Source organism: Kribbella sp. NPDC050459, assembly GCF_040655315.1.
Taxonomy (GTDB): Bacteria; Actinomycetota; Actinomycetes; order Propionibacteriales; family Kribbellaceae; genus Kribbella.
Map to the genome: position 1 here is coordinate 16027 of NZ_JBFAJQ010000011.1, position 22901 is coordinate 38927.

Here is a 22901-nt window from a genome sequence, read left to right on the forward strand (position 1 = left end):
AGTGACTGAGGTCCGCCCTCACTCGCGGCCGACGAGGATCCACATGTAGTCGCGGTTCTTGGTCGGGAACGTGGCGGTCCGGTTGCTGATCTCCTTCGTCTTCTTGCAGTCGCTGGTCGTGTACTTCCAGCGCACGACCTGCACCCGCCAGGACTGTTTGAGCTGGTGCAGCCGGCGGACCTTCCCGGCCGGCACCTCCGCCGTGTACGACCAGCTGTCGGTCACCGAATGGGACTTGCCCACGGTCTTGGAGTACTTGTTCTGGATCTCCGCGATCACCAGCGGGATGCTCACCCCGAGATCCCCGGACCAGGACGAGTTCGACTCCGACGTCGCGGTCTTCTGGTAGGTGATCCGGCCCGGCCCCTCCATCCAGTCGCTGTACAGGTTCGTCCCGACGTAGACCTCGTGACCGCCGCGGGTGTACCAGTTGACGGTGTTGGTGTCGCATTTGGCCGCGGCCGCCGTACCGGCAGGCACCACCAGACCGGTCGCGACCAGCACTCCAGCAGCGATTCCCCGACGAAGACGCATCGTTCTCTCCCACCGAAAGCGATTGACAGGTACTGCGGTTGCAGTGGTTGGAAACTTACGAATTGGCCTATGATGAGGGCAAGTAGTCTTCTGTAACGCTGTGTGTCGGTTTGGTGACAGCCCAATTGGTGGCGTGACGAGCCCTACACAGACATGACTGACGAGTAACCAACCAATAACATCGCTGGTATGCAGATCCTCGCCATCGTCGTCTCGCTCGCGGTGACCCTGGTCGCCGTCGCGCTGTTCGGCAAGACGATCGGGCACATGGTGTCCGTCATCAAGCTCGGTCAGCCCGCCGGCCGGACCGACGAGCCGGGCAAGCGGACCGTCACCCTGGCCAAGGAAACCCTCGGCCACACCCGGATGCTGCAGTGGAGCCACATCGGGGTGATGCACTGGTTCGTCGCGTTCGGGTTCATCGGGCTGTTCCTCACCCTGGTAACAGCGTTCGGCCAGCTCTTCGCCCCGCACTGGGCACTGCCGATCATCGGGCACTGGTTCGTGTTCGAGTGGGTCAGCGAGGCGCTCACCTGGACGGGTCTGGTGTCGATCGTCGGGCTGATCCTGATCCGCCTGCGGCATCTGCCGAAGGGCGCGGAGGGTCGCTACTCCCGGTTCTACGGTTCGACGTCGTGGCAGGCGTACTACGTCGAGTACACGATCCTCGGCGTGCTGGTCTGCATCCTGCTGCTCCGCGGCCTGGAGTACGAGCTGAGCGGCGCCTCGAAGTTCCACTTCCCGATGACGTACTTCATCGGCAGCGGCCTCTTCGGCGGACTGAGCGAGCAGGGCCTGGAGAACGCGATCTACCTGGTCGCGATGATCAAGATCCTGATCTCGTTCGCGTGGATGATCACGATCTCGCTGAACGCCACGATGGGCGTCGCCTGGCACCGGTTCACCGCCTGGCCGAACATCTGGTTCAAGCGCAAGCCCGACGGCGGTACGGCGCTGGGCGCGCTGCAGCCGATCATGGTCAACGGCGCCCCGATCGACTTCGAGAACATCGACGAGCTCGACGAGGACGCGGCGCTCGGCGTCGGCAAGGTCGAGGACTTCACCTGGAAGGGCCTGCTCGACTTCACCACCTGCACCGAGTGCGGCCGGTGCCAGTCGCAGTGCCCGGCCTGGAACACCGACAAGCCGCTGTCGCCGAAGCTCGTCATGATGAACCTGCGCGAGCACGCGTACGCCAAGGCGCCGTACCTGCTGGCGTCCTCGGACGAGGAGCGGAAGTCGCTGCCGGAGCTGGTGCTCGCCGAGCAGGACAAGCCGCTGGTCGGGCCCGCGGACGTCGCGGTCATCGACGAGGAGGCGCTGTGGGCCTGCACCTCGTGCGGTGCGTGCGTCCAGCAGTGCCCGGTCGACATCGAGCACGTCGACGCGATCATGGACATGCGCCGGTACCAGGTGCTGATCGAGTCGTCGTTCCCGTCCGAACTCAACGGGCTGTTCAAGGGCCTGGAGAACAAGGGCAACCCGTGGAACATGAACCCGTCCGGCCGGATGGACTGGGCCAAGGACCTGCCGTTCGAGGTCAAGCAGGTCGGTGCCGACGTCGAGTCGCTGGACGAGGTCGACTACCTGTTCTGGGTCGGTTGCGCGGGCGCGTTCGAGGACCGCGCGAAGAAGACCACGCAGGCGGTCGCCGAGCTGCTGAACATCGCCGGCGTCTCGTTCGCCGTGCTGGGCGACGGCGAGACCTGCACCGGTGACCCGGCGCGGCGGTCCGGCAACGAGTTCGTCTTCCAGCAGCTGGCGATGCAGAACGCCGAGGTCTTCAAGGAGACCAAGGTCCGCAAGGTCGTCTCCACCTGTGCGCACTGCTTCAACACCCTGAAGAACGAGTACTCGCAGCTCGGTGTCGAGCTCGACGTCATCCACCACACGCAGCTGCTGAACCGGCTGGTCCGCGACGGCAAGCTGACGCCGGTCGCGCCGGCCGACAGCTCACTCAACGGCCAGAAGATCACGTACCACGACCCGTGCTACCTCGGCCGCCACAACCAGGTGTACGACGCCCCGCGCGAGCTGCTCGACATCATCCCGGGTGCGGAGTACGCCGAGATGCCGCGGAACCGGACGAAGTCGTTCTGCTGCGGCGCGGGCGGCGCGCGGATGTGGATGGAGGAGAAGCTCGGCACCCGCATCAACCTGAACCGCACGACCGAGGCGGTCGAGACCGGCGCCGACAAGATCGCCACCGGCTGCCCGTTCTGCCGGGTGATGCTGTCCGACGGCCTCACCGCGAAGCAGGCCGACGGCTCGGCCCGCGAGGCGGTCGAGGTCCAGGATGTCGCGCAGCTGCTGCTCGCCTCTGTAAAGCGTTCGGAAAGCTGACCTGCAACTAGCTGCAAATCACTTCCTTCCCAGGTGGTCCAGACCATATGATCCACCGTTTGCATCCCCTGGGAGGAAAACGCATCATGAAGCTCCGTGCCGCCATCGCCACCGCGGCCGCTGTGCCGCTGGCCCTCGGCCTCGCCGCCTGCGGCAACGATAAGCCCGAAGCCAACGGCGACAAGCCGTCAAGCACGTCCGAGACGCCGGCCACACCGACGGCGGTCGCCACCAACACCGCACCGGCCAAGCCCGCACCGGTCACCCGCCTCAACCGCGTGACGTTCGTCCCGGCGATGACGACGGCGATCGCCAAGCAGAAGTCGTGGCACACCACCGGCACGATGACCGTCAACGGCACGCCTGCGATGAAGATGGACGGCTACCAGACGACGGATCCGGTCGCGATGTCCATGGAGATGAGCGGCGCGGCCCTCCAGGGCAAGACCGGCCAGGTCATCGTGGTCAAGGGCACCGCGTACGTGTCGATGCCCGGGCTGACGCCGGCCGGGAAGTTCGTGAAGGTCAAGTCCGGCCTGGACAGCCAGCTCTCCGAACTGGTCGAAGGCGGCGACCCGACCAAGATCTACAAGTCCTTCGGCTCCAGCATGGTCAACGTCAAGTACGTCGGCGTCCAGACGGTGCAGGGACAGAAGCTCGACCGGTACGACGTGACCGTCAACACCGCGAAGGCGCTCGCCGCGCAGGGCAAGAAGGTGCCCGACGGCGTCCCGTCGACGCTGACCTACTCGATGTTCATGGACAAGGCGCACCTGATCCGCCGCATGACCTTCGAGATGGGCCCGGTGGCGATGGTGATGGACATGACCAGCTACAACAAGCCGGTGGACATCAGCGCACCGCCGGCGAGCAAGATCGTTTCGCAGTAACGGCCGGAATCGGTCATTTTCCCACCCTGTTGTGTGAACTTCTCGTAATCTCCCGTTACGGATGTGATCACCTCAGGATGATCGGGTGGGTGGGTGCCGATGCCGACTACACGACGCAACTTCCTCACCGCCAGCGGAGCCGCGGCGGCGCTCGCGCTGGGCGGCAGTCTTCCGGAGATCAGGACGGCTGTCGCAGGGTGGACGGGCCGGCCGGACCGGCGGGATCCGTTCACGCTCGGTGTCGCGTCCGGCGATCCGTTGCCGGACGCGGTGGTGATCTGGACCCGGCTGGCCCCCGATCCGCTCGCGCCGTTCGGCGGGATGGATCGGCGGCCGGTCGAGGTGCAATGGCAGGTCGCGGCGGACGAGCAGTTCCACCGGATCGTCCGCTCGGGCACGGCCCGCACCGGGCCCGAGTCGAGCCATTCGGTGCACGTCGACGTCCGTGGCCTGCAGCCGTGGCGCCACTACTGGTACCGCTTCCGCGTGAACGGGCAGCTCAGCCCGGTCGGCCGGACCAAGACGGCACCGGCGTACGACGCCGTCGTTCCTGAACTGTCGCTGGCCTTTGCGTCCTGCCAGGCTTGGTGGGAGGGCTGGTACACGGCGTACGCCGACATGGCCCGGCGCGACCACGACGTGGTGTTCTTCCTCGGCGACTACATCTACGAGTTCGGCATCGACCGCGGCATCCGGCCGCACTCGAACGAGCCGTACATCACCCAGCAGACCGTGACGCTGGACGAGTACCGGCAGCGGTACGCGGCGTACAAGCTGGATCCCGATCTGCAGAGCGCACACGCGAACGCGCCGTGGATCGTGACGCTCGACGACCACGAGGTGGTCGACAACTGGGCCGACGAGGCGCACCCGAGCGCGCCGCCGGCGCAGTTCCGGGTCCGCCGCGCCAACGCGTTCCGCGCGTACTGGGAACACATGCCGCTGCGGCTCGCGCAACTGCCCAAGGGGCCGGACATGCAGCTGTACCGGCGGATCAGGTACGGGCGGCTCGCCGAGTTCAGCGTGCTCGACACCCGCCAGTACCGGTCCGACCAGGCGTACGGCGACGGCACGAAGGCACCCGGTCCGGAGACGAAGGACCCGGCGCGCACGATCACCGGCGACGCGCAGGAGAAGTGGCTGCTCGACGGCTGGGCCGCGTCGCAGACCCGGTGGAACGTGTTGGCGCACCAGACCGCGATCGCCCGGCTGGACACGAAGGACGGGCCCGGCGTCCTGGTCCCGATGGACACCTGGGACGGGTACGAGGCCTCCCGGAACCGGATCCTCGGCGGCGCGGTCCAGCGGAAGGTCCGCAACCTGGTCTCGATCGCCGGCGACCTGCACCGCAGCGTGGCCTCGGACCTGAAGCTCGACTTCGACGATCCGGCGTCGGCGACGGTCGGCGCCGAGTTCGTCGGCACATCGATCACGTCCGGCATGGACGGTGAGGACCTCGACGCCGGCGGCGCGACCTTGCTCCGCGAGAACCCGCACCTGAAGTTCGGCAACTTCCAGCGCGGCTACGTGAGCTGCAGCGTCACACCGCAGCGGTGGATCTCCGACTACCGCGTCGTCGACAAGGTGTCCGTCCAGGGCGGCACCGTGAGCACGCGCGCCAAACTCCTCGTCGAGGACGGCCGCCCCGGCATCGCGGAGGTACAGCAATGAGGATCCCCCGACAGACCGTCGTCGCGGCCGGCACGCTGGTCGCCGCCGCCCTGCTCGGCTCCAGCTCGATGCCTTCGGCAACTTCCGACGTGGCGATCGGCGTCGCGCCGGAGACGCTGAACGTGGTCGGCCTGCCCTGCTTCCCGGGTCTGCTGAACCTGACGATGACCAACACCGGGACCCAGGACCGGTACGCCGACCTGACGCTCGAGCCGACCGGTCCGCTGCGGCTGTCCCGCACGCTGTTCTCGTCCTGGCTGCCCGCGGTCGACCCCGACCAGCCGGTCTCCGCGCCGGTCGAAGTCCGGGTCCCAAGGGACACCGCGCCCGGCAACTACACGATCGACGTGGAGGTCGACCGGTCGCGCGTGAGCGTTCCGGTGACGGTCGACCCGCTGCCGCCGAAGGGTCCGGGCGACAACCTCTCGCTCGGCGAACAGGCGACCGCGTCCTCCACGCACGGCAACTTCACCCTCTGCGGCGCCGTCGACGGCGACAAGGACTCCGAACACTGGGACACGCTGACCGGTTGGAACGACGGCACCCGCGCCGCCTTCCCCGACACGTACGACGTGGCGCTGTCCGCGTCCGCGACCGTCAACCGGGTGGAGCTGTACACGCTCGACTCGGCGAAGTACCCGGCCCGTTTGAACGGCCTGCGCGACTGGGACGTGCAGGCCCGCGTTGCCGGCGCCTGGCAGACCGTGGCCCAGGTCCGAGGCAACACGGCCGGCCACGTCACGTCGACGTTCACCCCCGTGGAAGCCGACGCCGTCCGCATCCTGTGCCTCGACGGCAATGACCACACCTACTCCCGCATCGTCGAACTCGAGGTCTACGGAACCTGACCGACTGCCTCATGCCGACTCCAGAAGACATCTGCACCGAGCAGCTTCAGCCTGAGAGACCGAAGTGGCGCAGAGTGCGCTCAGCCACTTCCTGCGGCCCAAGCCAGCTGGTGTCGATGACCAATTCGTCCAGATCCGCAGCCTCAAGACGCGCCGCGATCTCGTCGCAGCGCTCCAGATGCCATTCCAAAGCCGATTTCTGACTCGCGCTGTACCGACCCCGCAAGCGTTCCCTGGTGATTTCAGCATCGGCGATAAGACGAACCATCCGAACAGGCTGCTCGAGCGCGGCCGCATAACGCTCCCGAGCATCCGCATCACTGATCACCCCACACATGACCAATTGACGCGGGCCTGCCGACCGGTAGGACTTCCAGACCGCGGCGATGTTGTGTGCCTCGATCAAAGCATTGTCCTGATCAGCAGGCGGCCACGAGCGATGGAACCAGTCGACGTCCATCAGGCTGAACGGCCTGCCCGCGTTCGCGAGCAGGTCGCCGGCATGCTCGAGCGTCGACGACTTGCCGACGCCGTACCCACCGTTCAGAAAGATCGCGTAATCGGTGGCCGGGCTCAGGGCTTCACGGCCAGGACTGCGCCGATCAGTCGTCCCCAAGGGGTCACGTCTTCGGACTCCACGTCGGTCCGCCACTGGGCGGCAGGGACCAGTCCAGGCGGCAGGACCGTTACGCCATCCGGGAGGAGCCCCAGGATCTCTTCGTCGGAGCGCCAGCGACCCCGACCGATCGACGCCTGGACGAACTCCTGCAACTCGGCGCTGCGAGGGTCGTCCGCGCTGCGGAAGTGGCTGACGAAGAAATAACTGCCGGAGGGGACGCGGTCGTACCAGAAGCGGACCAGACCGGCCGGGTCCTCGTCATCGTTGAGGTGGTGCAGGATCGCGCTCAAGATGACAGCGACCGGTTGCTCGAAGTCGATCAGCACGCGGGTGTCCGGGCTGTCGTAGATCGCCTTGGGGTCGCGGAGGTCGGCCTGGAAGACAACCGTGTTCGCGTTCTCGGCCAGCAGAGCGCGGCCGTGGGCCAGGACGATCGGGTCGTTGTCGACGTAGACCACCTTGGACTCGGGCGCACGGCGTTGGGCGATCTGGTGGACGTTCTCCGCGCTCGGCAGGCCGCTGCCCAGGTCGAGGAACTGCCGGACCGGTGTGGTCTGCACGATCTCGCGGATCGCCCGGACGAGGACGGCGCGGTTGTCCTTCGCGAGCGAGTCGGAACCCGGCATCTGCGTCATGATCTGGTCGACGAGCGCACGGTCGACGGCGAAGTTGTCCTTACCACCGAGCATGTAGTCATAGGCGCGGGCGATGCTTGGCGTGCTCAGGTCGATCCCCGGAATCGCGGGTTCTTCGCTGTCCTGGGTTACTTCGTCGGCCATTACGGCGGTCCCTCCAGTCCCTTGGCGTACTACTACCGTCACTCTATGTCGAGCCAGGCTCCGTCCGCACCGTCAGGAACGCAACTGCTGTGCCGCGCTGGATCCGCCGAACCCAGACGGTTGACCTGGGCAACGGTTCTCGCGGCTGGGTCAACCGTTTGATCCACACCACCGACGGGCAGATGAGGAAGCCCCGGACCGACAGGACCGGGGCTGACATGTTCCGACAAATGGAGCGGGTGACGGGAATCGAACCCGCACTGTCAGCTTGGGAAGCTGATGTTCTGCCATTGAACTACACCCGCGCGGCCGGTCTCCCGGTAGCGGAGACGAGCATAGCCGATCCGCGGGCCGGCAACCACGTGGGGTCCGCGCGCCGGGTCGTAGATCGGGCCCGGTCGGCATCCCGGGGGCCGCCCGCCGGCCACCCCGTTGCCAGTGCCGGCGGGCCCGGTTGCTGCGGTGTCAGCGGCCCGGGGCCGAACTTGGTGCCGAATGCATCGAAAAGGGGGTTACGGACGGTTTGCACCGGAGGTTCTTGGGCAGTTTTTCACAAAGGGCACGTTCAGGACTGGGCAGGGTCGTCATCTTCTGGCAGATTAGAACGCGTTGCCGGGGGCAACATTCAACGCAACGTGAGGATGCGGTCCTGGACCGGGCGACATGGTTGCGGGGCAACTGGAATGAAGGGGTGAACGGTGGCAACAGACACTACTGACGCGGTGGACAACCTGGAGAAGGAACTCGTCACGTTGGCACGGCGGCTGCGCGGTCTGCAGCGGACGCTGTCCGTCGAGGCGCATCCGGACCTGGAGCCGGCGCAGTACGCGTTGCTGAACCACGTGGAGGAGCTGGCGCCGGTGCGGATGGCCGACCTGGTGGCAGCGCTCGAGGTGGACAAGGGACCGGTCAGCCGGGCCTGCGCGCGACTCGAGGAGGAGGGCCTGCTGAAGCGGGCCGCCGACAAGTCGGACGCGCGTGCGACCCTGCTGACCCTGACCGCGGCCGGCAAGCGCAAGCTGACGGCGGCCCGGAAGAAGCGGCACAAGGTGATCGAGGACCTGCTCAAGGACTGGTCCCCGGCGCAGGTCAAGACCTTCGCCACCCAGGTGTCGAAGTTCAACAAGCTGGCCAACTGACGATAGTTGCCTCAGGCCCACGGTCTGGTGGTGTGCTCCCGCCGGGGAGCTGAGGGCTCCGGACGACTCACCACCAGGCACGGGGAAGCACTGCGGCCGCGGCCTCCGGTGCTGCGCGGACGAGCGGCACGCTGCTAACGTGCGACCGTGCTGCTCTCCGACCGTGACATCTTGGCCGAGCTCGACGCGAAGCGGGTCCAGCTGGACCCGTTCGAAGCTGCGATGGTGCAGCCGTCGAGTGTCGACGTACGGCTGGACCGGTTCTTCCGGGTCTTCGAGAACCACAGGTACCCGCATATCGACCCGTCCGAGGAACAGCCCGACCTGACCCGGCTCGTCGAGCCCGAAGGGGACGAGCCGTTCATCCTGCATCCCGGTGAGTTCGTCCTGGGATCGACGTACGAGCTCGTCACGCTCCCCGACGACGTCGCCGCCCGCCTCGAGGGCAAGTCGTCGCTCGGCCGGCTCGGTCTGTTGACCCACTCGACGGCCGGCTTCATCGACCCCGGCTTCTCCGGCCACGTCACGCTCGAGCTCTCGAACGTCGCCACGCTGCCGATCAAGCTCTGGCCCGGGATGAAGATCGGCCAGCTCTGTTTCTTCCGGCTGTCCTCCCCCGCCGAGCACCCGTACGGCTCCGCCAAGTACGGCTCCCGCTACCAGGGCCAGCGCGGCCCGACCCCGTCCCGCTCCTTCAAGAACTTCCACCGCACCGACGTCTGACCAACGAAACGGGCCCCGGGGTTCCCCGGGGCCCTCTCGTTTCAAGTACGTCAGGCGGTCGGCTTCAGGTAGACGAGGACGGCTCGAATGTCGCTGGAGCCGAAGCCGCCGCCCTGCGGCAGCTGTGTATAGACTCCGCCGTACGGCGACACCGCGCCCGGCGATCCCAGCTTGCCGTCGTAGAGGCTCATGTCACTCCCGCCGGCGGACTTCTGGTCAGACGGCGTGGCACCCGCCGTCGGGGAGTCGCTGTCCGAGGGGGTCTCGCCGGCCGAGGGACTGCCGCTCGGGGTGCCCGACGGGGACGCGCCCGGAAGGTCCTCACCGGTCTTGGCGTCCATCAGTACCGCCTGCTTCTCGGTCTGCACATACACGACTCCGTGGGACGCCGCGGTCACGCGGGGTACGACACGCTGTCCCGACTCGGTGGTCCAGCCCCAGGTCTTCTTGCCGGTGCTGTCGTCGAACCCGAAGATCTCGTGGTGGCCGGTGGGCACACTGTCCCAACAGACGATCGAGCCCGCCTGGTCCGAAGTGCAGTCGTAACCACCGCCGTCCGGCAGCCCTGGCGCCGACTTCACCACAGCGCCGGTCGACAGATCCACCGAGTAGAGCGAGCCGACGTCCTTCATGGTGTTGCTCGAGTACAGCGTGCCGTAGAAGAACGCGTGCTTGGCACCACCGGTGAGCGGCTCCACCGAGCCCTGCTTCAGCGGGATCTGCTTCGTGACCTTGCCGCTTGCACCGTCGACCAGCACGGCCCCGGCGTCATTGGCGTTCTCCTTGGTCTCGGCCTTCGCGCCCGCGAACACGCCGTTGTGGACGGCGCCCGGCAGGACGCCCGGCACGACAGTGGACTTCTTTGTCATGGGGTCCGCGTAGACCGTCGCGAACCGCGTCTTCACGATCAGTCTGTCGCCGGCGCTGAAACCGATCGCGACTTGGCCGGTCTCCGGATCGTACTGCGCGCTCTTGAGCTCCGGACTACCAAAGGTCCCATCCACCGTACTTACCGGCGTCGATACCTCGGCGAGCTTCTGCCCGGACGCCACGTCGATCCACTGGACGAGCACCAGGCCCTGAGGCTTCTGGGTGCCGTTGCCCTTGTCGACCTCCGCGTAGGCCATCACCGCGACATCCTTGCCGTCGACCTTGACCGCCATCGGCTTGGTCGCATCGCTGACCGTGGTGGTGTCGGCAGCGGTCGACTTGACCTCCCAGGCTGTGCTCGGGTCGACGACGTCGCGGCCGGTGATACCCCGGTAGTTGGCGACCAGGGCCACCTGGCCGACCATGCCGACAAGCGGGTCGTCGAACATGGCCCGTCCGTCGTAGTCGGGCACCGGGTATGCCGCGGATGCCGTGAACGCCTTCGGCGGGTCGAACGTCGGGAAGGCCGGGGCGGATGGTGTCGGTGAACTGCTGGTCGTACCGCCGTTGTTCTCCGAGCCCGAGGCGGACTTCTTGTCGTCGCCGCCGCAGCCGGCGAGCAGGATCAGAGCGGCGGTGACAGCTGTGGTTGCCACCATCGGACGCAACATCGTTGGTATCTCTCCCCATGTCGACCCAGAATGATCGACTGAACGCTAGCAGTGTTCACGGGTCCGCCCGGGGAGTTATCCACAGGCGTTGCACCAACCTGCAAGGGCTAGCGGCGGACCGGCGATCCGGCGCCGACGAGGCCGAGGCGCTCGAGGACGGCGCAGATTGCGGCGGCCGCGCCGCTCAGCGGCACGCCGTTCATCGGACGATCGAGAGCCCGGTCCCGCGGTGGCGGGGCTGTGACTCGGTCAGCGGCCGGGTGGCCGGCTCGGTCAGACGGCGGGAGGCCGGCTCCAGCCGGTCGGCCAGCTTGCGCAGCGCCCCCGCCAGACCTTCCCGCGGGCTGGTCCGGGTCCTGTCCTCCTGCAGCCGTGCCCGGGCCTCGGCGACCCGCAACTGCTCGGCGACGCGGTAGCGGGCGACTTCCTGGTGTTCGCTGATCATGATGGTGCTCCCCTCGCGTTGTCCCCGTGCTGTGTGGTGGTTTTCGGCAATGCTTCGCCCAGGTCCCGCCCCCAGTGGCGGGACCTCGTGCGGTGTGGTGGTGGGTCAGACCTTGACGACGGTGATGTCGCCGGAGACCGTGCGGGCGCGCAGCATCAGGGCGCGCTCCCCCTCGGCCGGCTTCTGGCCGGGCTCGAGGTCGCACCGGATCCGCCCGGTGACGGTCTTGAGGTCCAGGTACGTCGGCAGTCCGTCCGGGACCCCGATCTGTACGTCGCCGCGGGCCGTCTCGGCCTGGACGCTCGGTCCGTCGGCGATCTCGACCTTGACGTCACCGGAACCGGAGGTGGCGACCGAGTGGTCGCGGATCCGCTCGATGGTGATGTCCCCCGAGCCGACCTTGACGGAGGTGGGACCGGCGGCGTCGCCGATCGTGACGTCACCGGAGCCGGTGCTCAGGCCGAGCGCGTCGCCGGCCTCCTCGATGTCGATCGAGCCGGAGCCGGTGCCGGCGCGGACCGCGCCGACGGCGCTCCCGACCTTGACGTCACCGCTGCCGGTGTTGACGCCGAGCTCCTTCTCGACCCGGGTCAGGCGGACGTCGCCGGAGCCGGTCGCGAGCCGCGCCGAGCCGAGCGGCACGTCGGCGGTGATGTCGCCGGAGCCGGTCCTGACCCGGGCGTCGAGCACCTCCGAGGTGGCGATCCGGACCTGGATCTCGGGGCCCCGGCGGACGTTGCGCGGGCCTTCGACGATCAGTTCGCCGTCGACGACCTCGACGGTCACGTCCTCCTCCGGCCCGCTGTCGACGTCCACCGTCACCGCGGTGCCCTTGACGTCGCCGTTGCCGGAGATCTCCACCAGGCCGGAGCCGATCTCGATCCGGATCCGCTCGATCCGGTCGTTCTCGTCGTCGGTGAGTTGCTGGCTGAAGCCGTTCATTCCGCCCATCCCGTCAGTCGCTGGCCCGGCCCGTGTCCGCCACGGCGGCGTTCCTTGTCCTCGCGCCGCCGGTCCTTGTCCTCGCGGCGGCGGTCCCGATCGTCACGGCGCCGGTCGCGCTCCCAGCGGCCCCGGTCCGGGCCGAAGACGCCTTCCTCGCCGAACGGGCCGTTCGGACCGAACACGCCGTTCGGGCCGAAGACGCCGTCGGGGCCGAGCGGTCCGTTCGGACCCAGCGGGCCCTCCGGGCCGAACACCGGTCCGCGCGGCGGGCGCGGCGGCCGGGGCGGGCGCGGACCGCGGCGGCGCTCGCTCAGCTCGGTCATCACGGTGCGCATCAGCCACGCGTTCGAGGAGATGCCCTCGGCGGCCGCGGCCTCGTCCACCTTGTTCTTGATCGACATCGGCAGCCGCAGCGTGATCCGCGCGGTCGGCTCGTCGGCGTCGGGGACGAACTGCTCGTCGTCCGCGACCTCGGGCTCGTCGTCGATGTCTTCGTCGGTCTCGTCCGGACCGGTCAGCTGGCTGGGCGCCGGCGTGACCACGAACTCCGGGCGGCCGCCGGCCATCCGGAGCTCGACCGAGCCCGGGGACAGCTCACGGCTGATCTCCCCGGCGGCGTCGGACAGGGCTGAGATGAGAGCCAGGCGGCCGGCGTCATCCAGCGTGGCCCCGAGGCGTTGGGCCACGGAGCGGGTTTGCTCGTCGGCCAGGGCGGTGGCGTTCTCGACGCTCCGCCGGACCGACTCGAGGTAGTGGTCAAGTTCCATGACAGCAAGCATGACGTCATGGTGACGTCACTGTCAACCCCTGCTGATGTCATGGTGGCGGCAAGGGCACAATGTGGTGCAGTCATCGACAGGAGGAAATGTGTCCAGAGGAGTACTGATCACCGGTGCGTCCAGGGGTGTCGGCGCGGCCGCCGCCCGGGCGTTCGCGGCGGCCGGCGACCGGGTCGTGCTGCACTGCCGGGGCGCGGTCGACCGCGCCGAGGAGCTTCGCGCCGGACTGCCCGGCGAGGGGCACGCGGTGATCGCCGCGGACCTCGGCGACGCGTCCGCAATCCCTTCACTGGTTGCGGAATCGGCCGCCGCGCTCGGTCGCATCGACGTGCTGGTGAACAACGCCGCGATGTTCGTCGACGAGCCGGTCGCGGGCTCCCGGCGGGTCGGTCACCCGCTGGCGGACACGTCGTACGACGAGTGGGTCGCGACCTGGCGCCGTACCCTCGCGGTCAACCTCGAGGGCGCGGCACACGTGACCTGGTGCGTGGCGCGGCAGATGCTCGACCAGGATCCCGCGGACGGCGTACGGCGGGGCGCGATCGTCAACGTCGGCTCCCGGGGCGCGTTCCGCGGCGAGCCCGACGTGCCGGCGTACGGCGCCTCGAAGGCCGGGCTGCACTCGCTCGGGCAGTCGTTGGCGGCATCGCTGGCGCCACATGACATCACCGTGACGTCAATCGCGCCCGGGTTCATCGCGACCGACATGACCGAAAGCTTCCTCGCGGGTCCCGGCGGGGACGCGATCCGGGCGCAGAGCCCGTTCAACCGGGTCGCGACCGCCGAGGAGGTCGGGAACGCGATCTACTGGCTCGCCTCAGCCGACGCGAACTGGGCCAGCGGCGCGGTCCTCGACTTCAACGGCGCGTCGTACCTGCACTGAGCTGACCACCACCGCGGCGACCGTCCACACGGCGGCCAGCACCGCCATCGGGAACACGTCGCCGTCCTCCTCGCCGAACAGCAGGATCAGCGAGAGGTTGACGGCGGCGTGCGCCGCGGTGGCGACGACGAGATTGGTCCGGCGCGCCTCCCGCAGGACCGCGCCGAGCACCACCGACAGCGCGGTCGCCATCACGACGAACAGCCCCATGTACACGAGCCCGTGCGCGAATCCGCCGATGTGCCACAAGCCCCACAGCACGCCGACGACGAGCGAGGAACGCAGGACCGAGAACCGGGTCTGCAGGTAGGGCTGCAGGTACGCCCGCCACCCCAGCTCCTCACCGGCCGCGCCGACGATCATCGTCAGCACCAGCACCCCGAACGGGAACGGCAGGCTCTCCGCCCGCCACCCACGCCCGGCGACCACGTGCACCAGCACGGACACGAGCATCGCCGCGATCACGATGCCGACCACGAGCGCGCTCCGCCCCGCCGCGACGGCCGCCGGCGTGAAGCGCGCGTCGACCCGGGTGGTACGGCGGAACAGCAGCAACATCACCCCGACGCCGAGAGCCGGCGCGAACTGGACCAGCTGGATCAGCTCAGGACTCGGCCCGGTCGCTGTCTGCAGCGCGTTCAGGATCCCGCTGAAGACCATCGTGACCAGGTAGAAGACCAGAACGCGCAGAAACACCGTCACTCCTGAGATAAGGGCCGATCATCAGGTCGAGCTGCTCGGTCAGGAACTCGGTCAGCGATCCCCAGCCGTTCACCGCCCAGACCTGGAGCGCGCCGTTGAAACAGACAAGCGTGTGCCGGGCCAGCGCCGGGACGTCGGTGTCCGCTCGGAGCTCACCGGCCTCCACCGCGGCCCGGTAGAACGTGTCGCAGCTGTCGACGATCGCGGCGGAGTGCGCCAGCGCGTGCTGCCGGAACTCCGGGTCCGCGACGTCGAGCTGGACGAAGCCGAGACCGTTGCCGAGCTCCTCGCGGTGCTTGATGTGCGCGACGGCCGACAGCGCGAAGTCCCGCAGCGTGGCGAGTGGCGAGGTGTTCCGGGCGGCGGCCTCGTCGGCCGCGAGCTTGACCATCAGCGGCGACCGGGCGGCGGACGCGAGCAGCAGACCCCGCTTGGACCCGAAGCGCTGCATCAGCGTCGGCGGCGCCAGACCGACGCGCGCACCGACGGCCGCGAGCGTCAGTTTCACCGGCCCGAGCTCGGCCAGGACCTGGCGGGTGGCGTCCAGGATCGCGTCGTCGCTCACCAGCCGCGGCCGGGCCATGTCACCGCCTCCGAGTTTGTGAACCGTCATTCGCTAATACACGAAATCGTAACAGATCCTTGTTGGATCAGTTAGTCAGTGACAACGGGTGAGCTTCCGGATACCGCTTTTCGGCGCAGGACGAGGGGTCCGGACCCGCGATCCCGCCGTCCGGCCCATCCGTCCGTGGCCGGGCTCGTCGTACCAACGGGAGCCTCATTCATGCGCATCGCCCGCATCACCCTGGGTCTACTGCTGTCACTGTCCGGCCTGGTGGCCGCCGTCGCCGGAGCAATCGCGGCGTTCTGGCTGGTCGGCCCGGACAACACGATCTCGACGCCCGGCCGTGAGCTCACCAGCCGGGGCCTCGCGGTCGTCACCGCCCCGGCCCTCCTCGACCGGCACGGTCCGACGCTGCACGTGAGCGCGTCGGGCGACAAGCCGTTGTTCGTCGGCGTCGGACGCGACCTGGATGTCCGCGACTACCTCTCGGGAGCCGCGCACACCCAGCTGGTCCGCTTCGACCCGCCGGGCACGTTCGGCACGCAGGAGCTGCGCGGTGCGTCCGCGAAGCTGACGCCGCCGGGCGAGCTCGACTGGTGGGTCGCGCAGTCCGCGGCCGGGTCACAGTCGGTCAGCTGGCCGATGCAGGACGGGCTGTACGACGTCGTCGTGATGAACGCGGACGGTACGCCGGCGGTCGGCGGGCAGGTCACGTTCGGGATCGAGGTGCATCGACTGTTCGGCATCTGCCTGCTGGTGCTCGGGGCGGGTGTTCTGGTGCTGGCGATCGGGTTGACGCTGATGCTGCGCCGCCGACGGGTGGTGGTCGCGGACACGACCGAGATCCCGGTGATCAAGAACGACCGGATCTCGGTGCTGGTGTCGACGGCTCGGGTCGCGCGGGAGAACACACCCGCGTACCGCGTCTCGCCGTTCGCACCCGACCGCGTCAGCCCGTTCGCGCCAACCCCAACCCCGGCCGAGCCGGCAGCCGTCAAGGCAGCCATCAAGTCAGCCTCCCAGACGGCAGCAGCCGCGACGGCGGCCCGGACGGCGGCACCCGCGACGGCGGCGGCGACCGTGACCGCAGCTACCGAGGCGGGACCGGCCGGCGCGGCAACCGCCGGCGCCGCACCGGTCGGGGCAGCAACGGCTGCTTGTGCAGCAACTGCCCGCGCGGCAACGGCTGGGGCGGCAACGCTCGGCGAGGCGACTGCTGGCGCGGCAACGGTCGGGGCGGCCAGGGCTGCGGCGGCAACTGCTGGCACGGCATCAGCTGAGCCGGCGTCGGCCAGCCCGGCGACGGCTGCGGCGGCGGCCCGCGTGGCAACAGCTGGCGCGGCAACGGCTGCTGCGGCAACGCCCGGCGCGGCAACAGCTGCCTCGGGAACGGCAGACGCCGCAACGATCGGCGGGGCGACAGCTGGCTCGGCAACAGTCGCGTCGGCCAGGGCTGCAGCGGCAACTGCCGGCGCGGCATCAGCTCAGACGGCGTCGGCCAGCCCGGCGACAGCTGGGGCGGCCGGCGCAGCAACAGCTGCCTCGGGAACGGCAGGCGCCGCAACGATCGTCGGGGCGACTGCTGGCTCGGCAACGGTCGCGGCGGCAAGTCCTGCAGCGGCAACGGCTGGCGCGGCATCAGCTGAGCCGGCGTCGGTCAGCCCGGCGACAGCTGCGGCGGCGGTCGGCACGGCAACGGCTGGCTGGGCAACGGCTGGCTCGGCAACGGCTGGCTCGGCAACGGCTGGCTCGGCAACGGCTGCTGGGGCAACTTCCGGCGCGGCATCAGCTGCGGCGGCGTCGGCCAGCCCGGCGACGGCTGCGGCGGCTGGCACGGCAACGATCGGCGCGGCAACGGCTGGGGCGGCGACGGGAGGGGCGGCAACGGTCGGCGCAGCATCAGCTGGCGCGGCAACGACCGGCGCGGCACCTGCTGCGGCGACGGCTGGGCCGGCGGTGGCTCCTGCGGCGACTGCTGCTGCGGCAGCTGCTGGTGCGGGACCTGCTGCTGCGGCGGCTGGGGCGGCGGCTGGGGCGGCTGCTGGTCTGGGGCCGGGGCGGGGGGCGGGTGGGGCTGGGCGGGCTGTGCCTGGTCGGGGGGCTCGGGTTCGGCCGGCTGTGCCTGTGGCGCCGGTGTTCATGTCGGCGGCGGCGGTTGCGCGGGCGAAGGCGCCGGTGCTGATCGGGGCCGGTGCCGCGCAGCGGTACGAGGCGCCCGCAACGCCGGCGTACGAGGAGCCGGAGGAAGACGTCGCGCCGGAGACGGTTCCGCTGGCGGTCTCGCCGGAGTTCGTGAAGAGCGATGAGGCGGTCCGGCGGACGGCGGCGCTGCTGGCCAGCGGGGCGCTGTTGCTGACGGCGACGAGTTGCAGCCTCGTCCCGCCGAAGAACACGCTGACCGCGGCGGACTCCCGCCCGGCCGTCACGCTCGCCGATGCCCAGGCCGTGGTCCAGCGGTACAACCAGCTCAACAACCAGGCGAACCGGACCCGGGACGCCAAGCTGGCCGCGACGATCGAGGGCAACCCGACACTCGCGCAGACCCAGGCGGGTTTCCTGATCGGCCGGAAGCTCGACGCCGCGGGCAAGGAGGTGTCGAAGCCGTTCAGCTACACCGCCCCGGAGATCGGCGCGCCGCAGTTCACGTCGTACCCGATGCGGTTCGTGGTCAGCTCGGGAGTCTCGGACGCGCCCGGCAACCGTCAGCTCGGCGTCTGGCAGCGCCAGAGCGCCGGCAGCCCGTGGCTGCTGACGCACTCGGTCTACCCGCCGAAGGCGGTCGAGCTGCCAGCTGTCGACGGGATGCGCACCCCACAAGCCGCCGACCTCGAGCAACTGGAGCGACAGCCCGAGACGGTGGCGAAGGACCTCGCGGCGTACCTCAGCGGCGGCAAGAACGCGCCGCAGTCGAAGCTGTTCACGCCGTCGCCAGTCCTGACCCAGATGCTCGACCTGCGCGGGAAGTCGAAGGCCGCGGACACCGCGGAGTCGTACATCGCGAGCGTCACCGACACGTTCGCGCCGTCAGGCAAGCCCCTCACGTTCATCACGGCGTCCGGCGACGCGCTGGTGTTCCTGTCGCTGACCGAGCAGTACCTGCAGCGCGTAGAACCGGGTTCGAACGCGTACTGGACCAGCGGCGAGGCCACCGCGTTCAGCAGTATGGTCAAGTACACGCAGACCCTGCATCAGGACTACCTGCACCAGGTCGCGCTTGTGATCCCGGCCAAGTCCAGCGGCGACGCCGTACAGGTCCTGTCGATCGACCCTCAGCTGGTCGGCGCCGGCGGCGCCTGAGGCGAGAGCAGCCACCGCCACCGTGGCTGCTCCGTCACCACACACGCAGCCGCGAGCAGGCTGACGACGATCGCGACGCCTGTCGGCCAAGCGAACCACGCAGCCACCACGGCAGCGACCAGTTGCAGCAGGACCAGCAGAACGGTGACGGCACCGGGCACCGGTACGACGACGTGCGGCTTGTCACCAGGTGTCTGGAAGATCGTCGGCAAGCCGATCAGCACCACGACCGAGCCGATCGCCAGCGGGACGGAGTGCGGGGCGAGCGCCCAGGGCGCGCCGACCCAGGCGATCAACTCGGTGGTGAAGCGGAGGACCGAGGCCACCCGGCTGTCGGGCGCGACCGAGGCAGCCGGGGCCGGGCCGGACGAGCCGTGGCCTTCCGGGCCGGGAGCTGTCGGGCCAGGGCCAGGGTCAGGGCCGGCGGGAGGCGAGTCTGGGGTCACGAGGGAACGATCGCACAGCGGACCCGGTTCCTGACAACTCAGCGGTAAGCGGTTGCTGAAGAATAGTTCCGGCTGGTTGACTGCGGTGGTTAGGTTTTCCCATCCGTCCGGGAGTACCAGTGGATCTCACCCGCCGCCGCCTGCTGTCCTTCGTCCCCGCGACCGCCCTGCTGACCGCGGTCAACCCGGCTCCGGCCGCCCATGCCACCAGGGGTGCGATGACCGCCGACCCCAGCCAGTTGCTGGCCAACGCGATCGCGATCTACGCCGGAACGCCGGCGTCGAACGCGCGTCCCGAGGTCGCCGCGAAGCTGACCGCGATGGACGGCACCGCCCGCACCTGGCTGTCCGCGCTGGACCGCGCCGGCGCCGGCGAGCTGTTCGCCGGCCTCCCGCTCGGCACCAGCGATCCGAACCTGAGCGCGTCGTACCAGCACCTGTACGAGATGGCCCTCGCGTACCGGCGCCCAGGACCCGCGTCGGACCTGCAGGGCAACGAGCAGCTCCGCGCGCGGATCGCCGACAAGCTGGTCTGGCTGCACGACACCTACTACGGCGACCAGTCGAAGGGGTACTACGGCAACTGGTTCACCTGGGAGATCGGCATCTCGACGTACGTGTCGAAGACGCTCGCGCTGATCGACGCCCCGGCGGACCTGGTCACGCGGTACGTCGCCTCGATGGACGCGTACCTGCGCAACGGGAAGGACGGCGACGTCGACCTCGACTCGCGCTTCCACACCGGCGCCAACCTCGTCGACATCACCGCGAACCGCGTCCTCCAGGGCGCCCTGCTGAACGACGATGCGCGGATCCGGAAGGCGCTGCAGGACCAGTTCACGGTGTTCGCGACCGTTGACCCGTACAACCTGCAGCACGGCGTCACCGACGGGTACTACGCCGACGGCTCGTTCATCCAGCACGCCTCGGTCGCCTACACCGGCTCGTACGGAAAGGGCCTGCTCAGCAGGGTGGTGCAGACCATCAAGGTGCTCGCCGGCACGGAGTACGCGCAGAGCGACGACCTGGTCGGCGTGGTGCAGGGCTGGGTCGAGCACGGGTTCGCGCCGCTGATCTTCGAGGGCTGGATGATGGAGATCGTCAAGGGCCGCGCGGTCTCCCGGACCGGGACCGGGTACGACGACGTCGCGGTGATCGTGGAGGCGATCGTCGATCTCGCGGACTACGCGACCGCGGCGGATTCCGCCCGGCTGAAGGCGTTCGCGAAGTTCACCGCGCGGCCGACGATCAACGTGAACAGCTTCGCGTCGCCGGTCAGCATCGCGCGGTTCGCGGACCTCAAGGGGGACGCGTCGATCGTGCCGGCCGATCTCAACCCGGCGGAGCTGAGTACGGCGTTCAACGCAATGGACCGCACCGTGCACCGGCGGCCGGGGTACGCGTTCGCGCTGGCGCGGAACTCGTCGCGGATCAGCAAGTACGAGTACATGAGCGGCGAGAACCTGATGCCCTGGTTCCAGGGCGACGGCGCGCACTACCTGTACCTCGCCGGTCAGGACCAGACGCAGGCGTTCGGTATCGACTACTTCACCACCGTGTCGCCGTACGCGCTGGGCGGCGTGACGGCGCCGGTCGAGACGCGGAAGTCGATCCCGGAGTTGTACGGGACGGCGTACTACGACAACGCCGCCGCGGGCTTCACGGCCTCGTCGGAGTCGCAGAACACCTACGTCTACTTCCCGGTCGGGACCAACGCGTACTCCGGCGGCGCGACGCTCGACGCGTACGGCGCGGCCGGATGGGTGCAGTCCGACGATTTCGCGTATGCGTCGCGCGAGACGCTGCCGGACGACTTCGTCACGTACCGGAACGCGTCGGCCACCAAGTCGTGGTTCCTGCTCGACGACGAGATCGTCGTCCTCGCGGCCGGTGTCGGCGACGAGACCCGCCCGGTCACCACGACCCTGGACACCCGCATCGCAGCGCCCACCGCGCCCGTGACGATCACCGGCGCACGCCACGACGGCACGCCGTGGACAGGCACCGGCGCTGTCACGCCCCGCTGGCTCCGCTACACCAACGGCTCGGCCTCAGTGGGCTATCACTTTCTGCAGCCGGCCGAACTGTCGGTGGGTCTGCAGGCAGTCACGCGGAGCCGCCGGGTGGTACGGACGTCCAACCCGGACACGGCAGTCACCAAGCAGGTCTTCGCCCTCACCGCCGCCCAACCAGCGGACTCCAAGCGCACCCTCGCCTACGCATTGGTGCCCAACGCAACAGAATCCGCGATGAAGTCCTACCAGCACGGCCGCTTGACCCTGCTCGCCAACACCCCCAGGCTCCAGGCGGTCCACCACCTGGGCCTGCAACTCACCGCCGCCAACGCCTTCGGCCCCGGCATCCACAACCTTCCCGGGCTCAGCATCGACGGTCCGGCCTCGCTGCTCATCCGCCGTCAGGCGTCGAGCGTGCAGGTCGCCGTCTCCGATCCGACGACGCAGCGCGACACGATCACTATCAACCTGCGTGCGCAGTACCTGAAGCCCGCAGCCCCTGTCGACGGCGTTCAGGTGACGCGCACGGTCACCGGGACGAGGCTGACCTTCACCACCCGGCACCTCTTCGGGCGGAGTCTCGCGATCAGGCTTCTTCCAGCCTGGTGATCAGGGCCTCCATCGTCGCGAGCGTCGTCCGGAGGTCTTCGAGGTCGACCGCTCGGGCGATCTCGGAGGTCCAGGGGCCCTGGGCGACCGAGATCTGCCGGATCGCCCAGTAGCCGGCCTCGGTACAGGCCAGCAGTTTTGCGCGGCGATGCGCGGGGTTCGGACGGTACTCGGCGAGGCCGCGTTCGACCAGAAGGTCGGCGATCCGCTGCACGCCCTGCCTGCTGACACCCATGAGCCGGCCGGCGTCGGCGACCGACCGCGGCTGGTCGAGGACGCCGCCGAGCACCTGCCACCAGGCCGCGGTGATCCCGCCGTTCGCGGCCAGGCCCTGCGCGGCCTCCATCAGCCGCGCGTTCAGCCGGAAGGTGGCCAGCACGACATCCGTCAACACCACCCCACCTTCCGACCGCTTCCCGACCTCGGGCCACTCGGCCCGAGGCGGGACGCCGGCCGTATCCGTCTCCCCAACCGGCGCGGTCGATCGCGTGTCCTCAGTCATCCGACCAGCGTCGCGTACGCGGCCGGGTCGGCGCGGTGGAACACACCTTCGTACGCCTCCCGCTTCCGCTCGTCCGCGAGCCCGAGCTGCTCCAGCACGGCCCGCGCGAACTGCACCGGCGAGTCCGGCCCCGCCGTGATCACGTTGCCGTCGGCGACCGCCCGCGCGTCGACGTACCGCTCGGTGCCCTGGTAGCCGGTCGCCTGCAGGTACTCCTTGGCCGCGCTCGTGTGCTTCCGCTCGTCGAGCAGCCCCGCCCGGGCGAGCCCGGCGGTCGCGCCGCAGATCGCCGCAACCGGTACGCCGGCGTCGAGGAACTGCCCCGCAAGCTTCGTGAACGCCTCGCCACCACCGACATCCCACTGCCCCGACCCCGCGAGCACCAGCAGATCGCCCGCGTCCGGCACCACGTCCGCGATCGTCACATCCGGCACGACCCGCAGCCCACCCATCGTCACCACCGGCTCGAGCGACTCTCCCACCGTCACCACCGTCCAAGGCACCCCGGTGAACCGCCCGGTCCGCAACTCCACGACCAGGTGCCCGATCTCCCAGTCCGCCAACGTCTCGTACACCGCTACATACGCCGTCTTCATAGACAACATACTGTCATCACGACAACATAT

At 69.1% G+C, this 22901-nt stretch carries 21 protein-coding genes and 1 tRNA gene; 9 read left to right on the forward strand and 13 right to left on the reverse strand.

Annotated elements, in window-relative coordinates; translation table 11 throughout:
• Positions 1-18: 18 nt before the first annotated feature.
• On the reverse strand, positions 19-534 hold the full coding sequence (locus AB0I12_RS29725; protein ID WP_359935671.1) for a hypothetical protein: 516 nt from the start codon (positions 532-534) through the stop codon (positions 19-21).
• A 189-nt stretch (positions 535-723) separates the two neighbouring features.
• On the opposite strand from AB0I12_RS29725, the gene AB0I12_RS29730 reads away from it, so the two are divergent.
• The 4 genes from AB0I12_RS29730 to AB0I12_RS29745 all read left to right on the forward strand — a co-directional run bounded on the left by AB0I12_RS29730 (position 724) and on the right by AB0I12_RS29745 (position 6286).
• Positions 724-2877 carry a (Fe-S)-binding protein gene (locus AB0I12_RS29730; RefSeq protein WP_359935673.1) on the forward strand — a complete coding sequence of 718 codons (2154 nt, stop codon included), beginning with the start codon at positions 724-726 and terminating at the stop codon, positions 2875-2877.
• Between the two features lie 86 nt (positions 2878-2963).
• Entirely contained in the window at positions 2964-3767 is an 804-nt protein-coding gene (locus AB0I12_RS29735) for a hypothetical protein (RefSeq protein ID WP_359935675.1), read from the forward strand.
• Between the two features lie 99 nt (positions 3768-3866).
• Positions 3867-5438 (forward strand): alkaline phosphatase D family protein, encoded by a 1572-nt coding sequence (locus AB0I12_RS29740; RefSeq protein ID WP_359935677.1) that lies wholly within the window; start codon positions 3867-3869, stop codon positions 5436-5438.
• Complete coding sequence (locus AB0I12_RS29745) at positions 5435-6286, forward strand: hypothetical protein (RefSeq protein ID WP_359935679.1); 852 nt, start codon at positions 5435-5437, stop codon at positions 6284-6286. Before AB0I12_RS29740 ends, AB0I12_RS29745 begins: the two co-directional genes overlap by 4 nt.
• 46 nt (positions 6287-6332) lie before the next feature.
• Here the strand turns inward: AB0I12_RS29745 and AB0I12_RS29750 are convergent, their stop codons facing one another.
• The 3 genes from AB0I12_RS29750 to AB0I12_RS29760 form a co-directional block, all read right to left on the reverse strand.
• A complete protein-coding gene (locus AB0I12_RS29750; protein WP_359935681.1) occupies positions 6333-6902 on the reverse strand; it encodes a hypothetical protein in 570 nt (189 codons plus the stop codon).
• The gene (locus AB0I12_RS29755) at positions 6860-7684 is read right to left on the reverse strand and encodes an SAM-dependent methyltransferase (protein WP_359935683.1); all 825 of its coding nucleotides are present in this window, start codon (positions 7682-7684) and stop codon (positions 6860-6862) included. The genes AB0I12_RS29750 and AB0I12_RS29755 overlap by 43 nt, the downstream gene beginning before the upstream one ends.
• A gap of 231 nt (positions 7685-7915) precedes the next feature.
• Positions 7916-7989 (reverse strand) — tRNA-Gly (locus tag AB0I12_RS29760).
• A 393-nt stretch (positions 7990-8382) separates the two neighbouring features.
• Here AB0I12_RS29760 and AB0I12_RS29765 point away from each other — a divergent pair.
• Both AB0I12_RS29765 and dcd read left to right on the forward strand, forming a co-directional pair.
• The gene (locus AB0I12_RS29765; RefSeq protein WP_359935684.1) at positions 8383-8823 is read left to right on the forward strand and encodes a MarR family transcriptional regulator; all 441 of its coding nucleotides are present in this window, start codon (positions 8383-8385) and stop codon (positions 8821-8823) included.
• 147 nt (positions 8824-8970) lie between these two features.
• On the forward strand, positions 8971-9546 hold the full coding sequence (gene dcd / locus AB0I12_RS29770) for a dCTP deaminase (RefSeq protein WP_359935686.1): 576 nt from the start codon (positions 8971-8973) through the stop codon (positions 9544-9546).
• Positions 9547-9596: 50 nt separating this feature from the next.
• Here the strand turns inward: dcd and AB0I12_RS29775 are convergent, their stop codons facing one another.
• From AB0I12_RS29775 to AB0I12_RS29790, 4 genes are all read right to left on the reverse strand, one after another.
• Positions 9597-11075 (reverse strand): hypothetical protein, encoded by a 1479-nt coding sequence (locus AB0I12_RS29775; protein ID WP_359935688.1) that lies wholly within the window; start codon positions 11073-11075, stop codon positions 9597-9599.
• 211 nt (positions 11076-11286) lie between these two features.
• Positions 11287-11532: a hypothetical protein gene (locus AB0I12_RS29780; protein ID WP_359935690.1), complete on the reverse strand. Its 246-nt coding sequence runs from the start codon at positions 11530-11532 to the stop codon at positions 11287-11289.
• A gap of 105 nt (positions 11533-11637) precedes the next feature.
• Positions 11638-12474, reverse strand: coding sequence for a DUF4097 family beta strand repeat-containing protein (locus AB0I12_RS29785; protein WP_359935692.1), 837 nt, complete (start codon positions 12472-12474; stop codon positions 11638-11640).
• Positions 12471-13244: a hypothetical protein gene (locus tag AB0I12_RS29790; RefSeq protein ID WP_359935694.1), complete on the reverse strand. Its 774-nt coding sequence runs from the start codon at positions 13242-13244 to the stop codon at positions 12471-12473. Before AB0I12_RS29790 ends, AB0I12_RS29785 begins: the two co-directional genes overlap by 4 nt.
• 100 nt (positions 13245-13344) lie before the next feature.
• Between AB0I12_RS29790 and AB0I12_RS29795 the strand changes: the two genes are divergently transcribed.
• Positions 13345-14139 (forward strand): SDR family oxidoreductase, encoded by a 795-nt coding sequence (locus AB0I12_RS29795; protein ID WP_359935696.1) that lies wholly within the window; start codon positions 13345-13347, stop codon positions 14137-14139.
• Here AB0I12_RS29795 and AB0I12_RS29800 read toward each other — a convergent pair.
• Positions 14074-14835, reverse strand: a complete 762-nt coding sequence (locus tag AB0I12_RS29800) for a type II CAAX endopeptidase family protein (protein ID WP_359935698.1) — start codon at positions 14833-14835, stop codon at positions 14074-14076. The genes AB0I12_RS29795 and AB0I12_RS29800 overlap by 66 nt on opposite strands.
• Positions 14744-15454 (reverse strand): helix-turn-helix domain-containing protein, encoded by a 711-nt coding sequence (locus tag AB0I12_RS29805; RefSeq protein ID WP_359935700.1) that lies wholly within the window; start codon positions 15452-15454, stop codon positions 14744-14746. The genes AB0I12_RS29800 and AB0I12_RS29805 overlap by 92 nt, the downstream gene beginning before the upstream one ends.
• Positions 15455-15625: 171 nt before the next feature.
• Here AB0I12_RS29805 and AB0I12_RS29810 point away from each other — a divergent pair, with 171 nt between their 5' ends.
• Positions 15626-18703: a hypothetical protein gene (locus AB0I12_RS29810; RefSeq protein WP_359935702.1), complete on the forward strand. Its 3078-nt coding sequence runs from the start codon at positions 15626-15628 to the stop codon at positions 18701-18703.
• On the opposite strand, the gene AB0I12_RS29815 is transcribed toward AB0I12_RS29810, so the two are convergent.
• Entirely contained in the window at positions 18676-19149 is a 474-nt protein-coding gene (locus AB0I12_RS29815; RefSeq protein ID WP_359935704.1) for a hypothetical protein, read from the reverse strand. The two genes, AB0I12_RS29810 and AB0I12_RS29815, sit on opposite strands and share 28 nt — an antisense overlap.
• A 119-nt stretch (positions 19150-19268) precedes the next feature.
• Here AB0I12_RS29815 and AB0I12_RS29820 point away from each other — a divergent pair, with 119 nt between their 5' ends.
• A complete protein-coding gene (locus AB0I12_RS29820) occupies positions 19269-21773 on the forward strand; it encodes a polysaccharide lyase family 8 super-sandwich domain-containing protein (RefSeq protein WP_359935706.1) in 2505 nt (834 codons plus the stop codon).
• Here AB0I12_RS29820 and AB0I12_RS29825 read toward each other — a convergent pair.
• Positions 21751-22275, reverse strand: coding sequence for a MarR family transcriptional regulator (locus AB0I12_RS29825; RefSeq protein WP_359935708.1), 525 nt, complete (start codon positions 22273-22275; stop codon positions 21751-21753). The two genes, AB0I12_RS29820 and AB0I12_RS29825, sit on opposite strands and share 23 nt — an antisense overlap.
• On the reverse strand, positions 22272-22871 hold the full coding sequence (locus AB0I12_RS29830) for a DJ-1/PfpI family protein (RefSeq protein ID WP_359935710.1): 600 nt from the start codon (positions 22869-22871) through the stop codon (positions 22272-22274). Before AB0I12_RS29830 ends, AB0I12_RS29825 begins: the two co-directional genes overlap by 4 nt.
• Positions 22872-22901 lie beyond the last annotated feature (30 nt).

Bases quoted from the DNA above. Each gene is read 5' to 3' on its own strand.
- AB0I12_RS29725 (WP_359935671.1), bottom strand. From the start codon at position 534: ATGCGTCTTCGTCGGGGAATCGCTGCTGGAGTGCTGGTCGCGACCGGT.
- AB0I12_RS29730 (WP_359935673.1), top strand. From the start codon at position 724: ATGCAGATCCTCGCCATCGTCGTCTCGCTCGCGGTGACCCTGGTCGCC.
- AB0I12_RS29735 (WP_359935675.1), top strand. From the start codon at position 2,964: ATGAAGCTCCGTGCCGCCATCGCCACCGCGGCCGCTGTGCCGCTGGCC.
- AB0I12_RS29740 (WP_359935677.1), top strand. From the start codon at position 3,867: ATGCCGACTACACGACGCAACTTCCTCACCGCCAGCGGAGCCGCGGCG.
- AB0I12_RS29745 (WP_359935679.1), top strand. From the start codon at position 5,435: ATGAGGATCCCCCGACAGACCGTCGTCGCGGCCGGCACGCTGGTCGCC.
- AB0I12_RS29755 (WP_359935683.1), bottom strand. From the start codon at position 7,684: ATGGCCGACGAAGTAACCCAGGACAGCGAAGAACCCGCGATTCCGGGG.
- AB0I12_RS29775 (WP_359935688.1), bottom strand. From the start codon at position 11,075: ATGGTGGCAACCACAGCTGTCACCGCCGCTCTGATCCTGCTCGCCGGC.
- AB0I12_RS29780 (WP_359935690.1), bottom strand. From the start codon at position 11,532: ATGATCAGCGAACACCAGGAAGTCGCCCGCTACCGCGTCGCCGAGCAG.
- AB0I12_RS29785 (WP_359935692.1), bottom strand. From the start codon at position 12,474: ATGAACGGCTTCAGCCAGCAACTCACCGACGACGAGAACGACCGGATC.
- AB0I12_RS29790 (WP_359935694.1), bottom strand. From the start codon at position 13,244: ATGGAACTTGACCACTACCTCGAGTCGGTCCGGCGGAGCGTCGAGAAC.
- AB0I12_RS29805 (WP_359935700.1), bottom strand. From the start codon at position 15,454: ATGACGGTTCACAAACTCGGAGGCGGTGACATGGCCCGGCCGCGGCTG.
- AB0I12_RS29810 (WP_359935702.1), top strand. From the start codon at position 15,626: ATGCGCATCGCCCGCATCACCCTGGGTCTACTGCTGTCACTGTCCGGC.
- AB0I12_RS29825 (WP_359935708.1), bottom strand. From the start codon at position 22,275: ATGACTGAGGACACGCGATCGACCGCGCCGGTTGGGGAGACGGATACG.
- AB0I12_RS29830 (WP_359935710.1), bottom strand. From the start codon at position 22,871: ATGAAGACGGCGTATGTAGCGGTGTACGAGACGTTGGCGGACTGGGAG.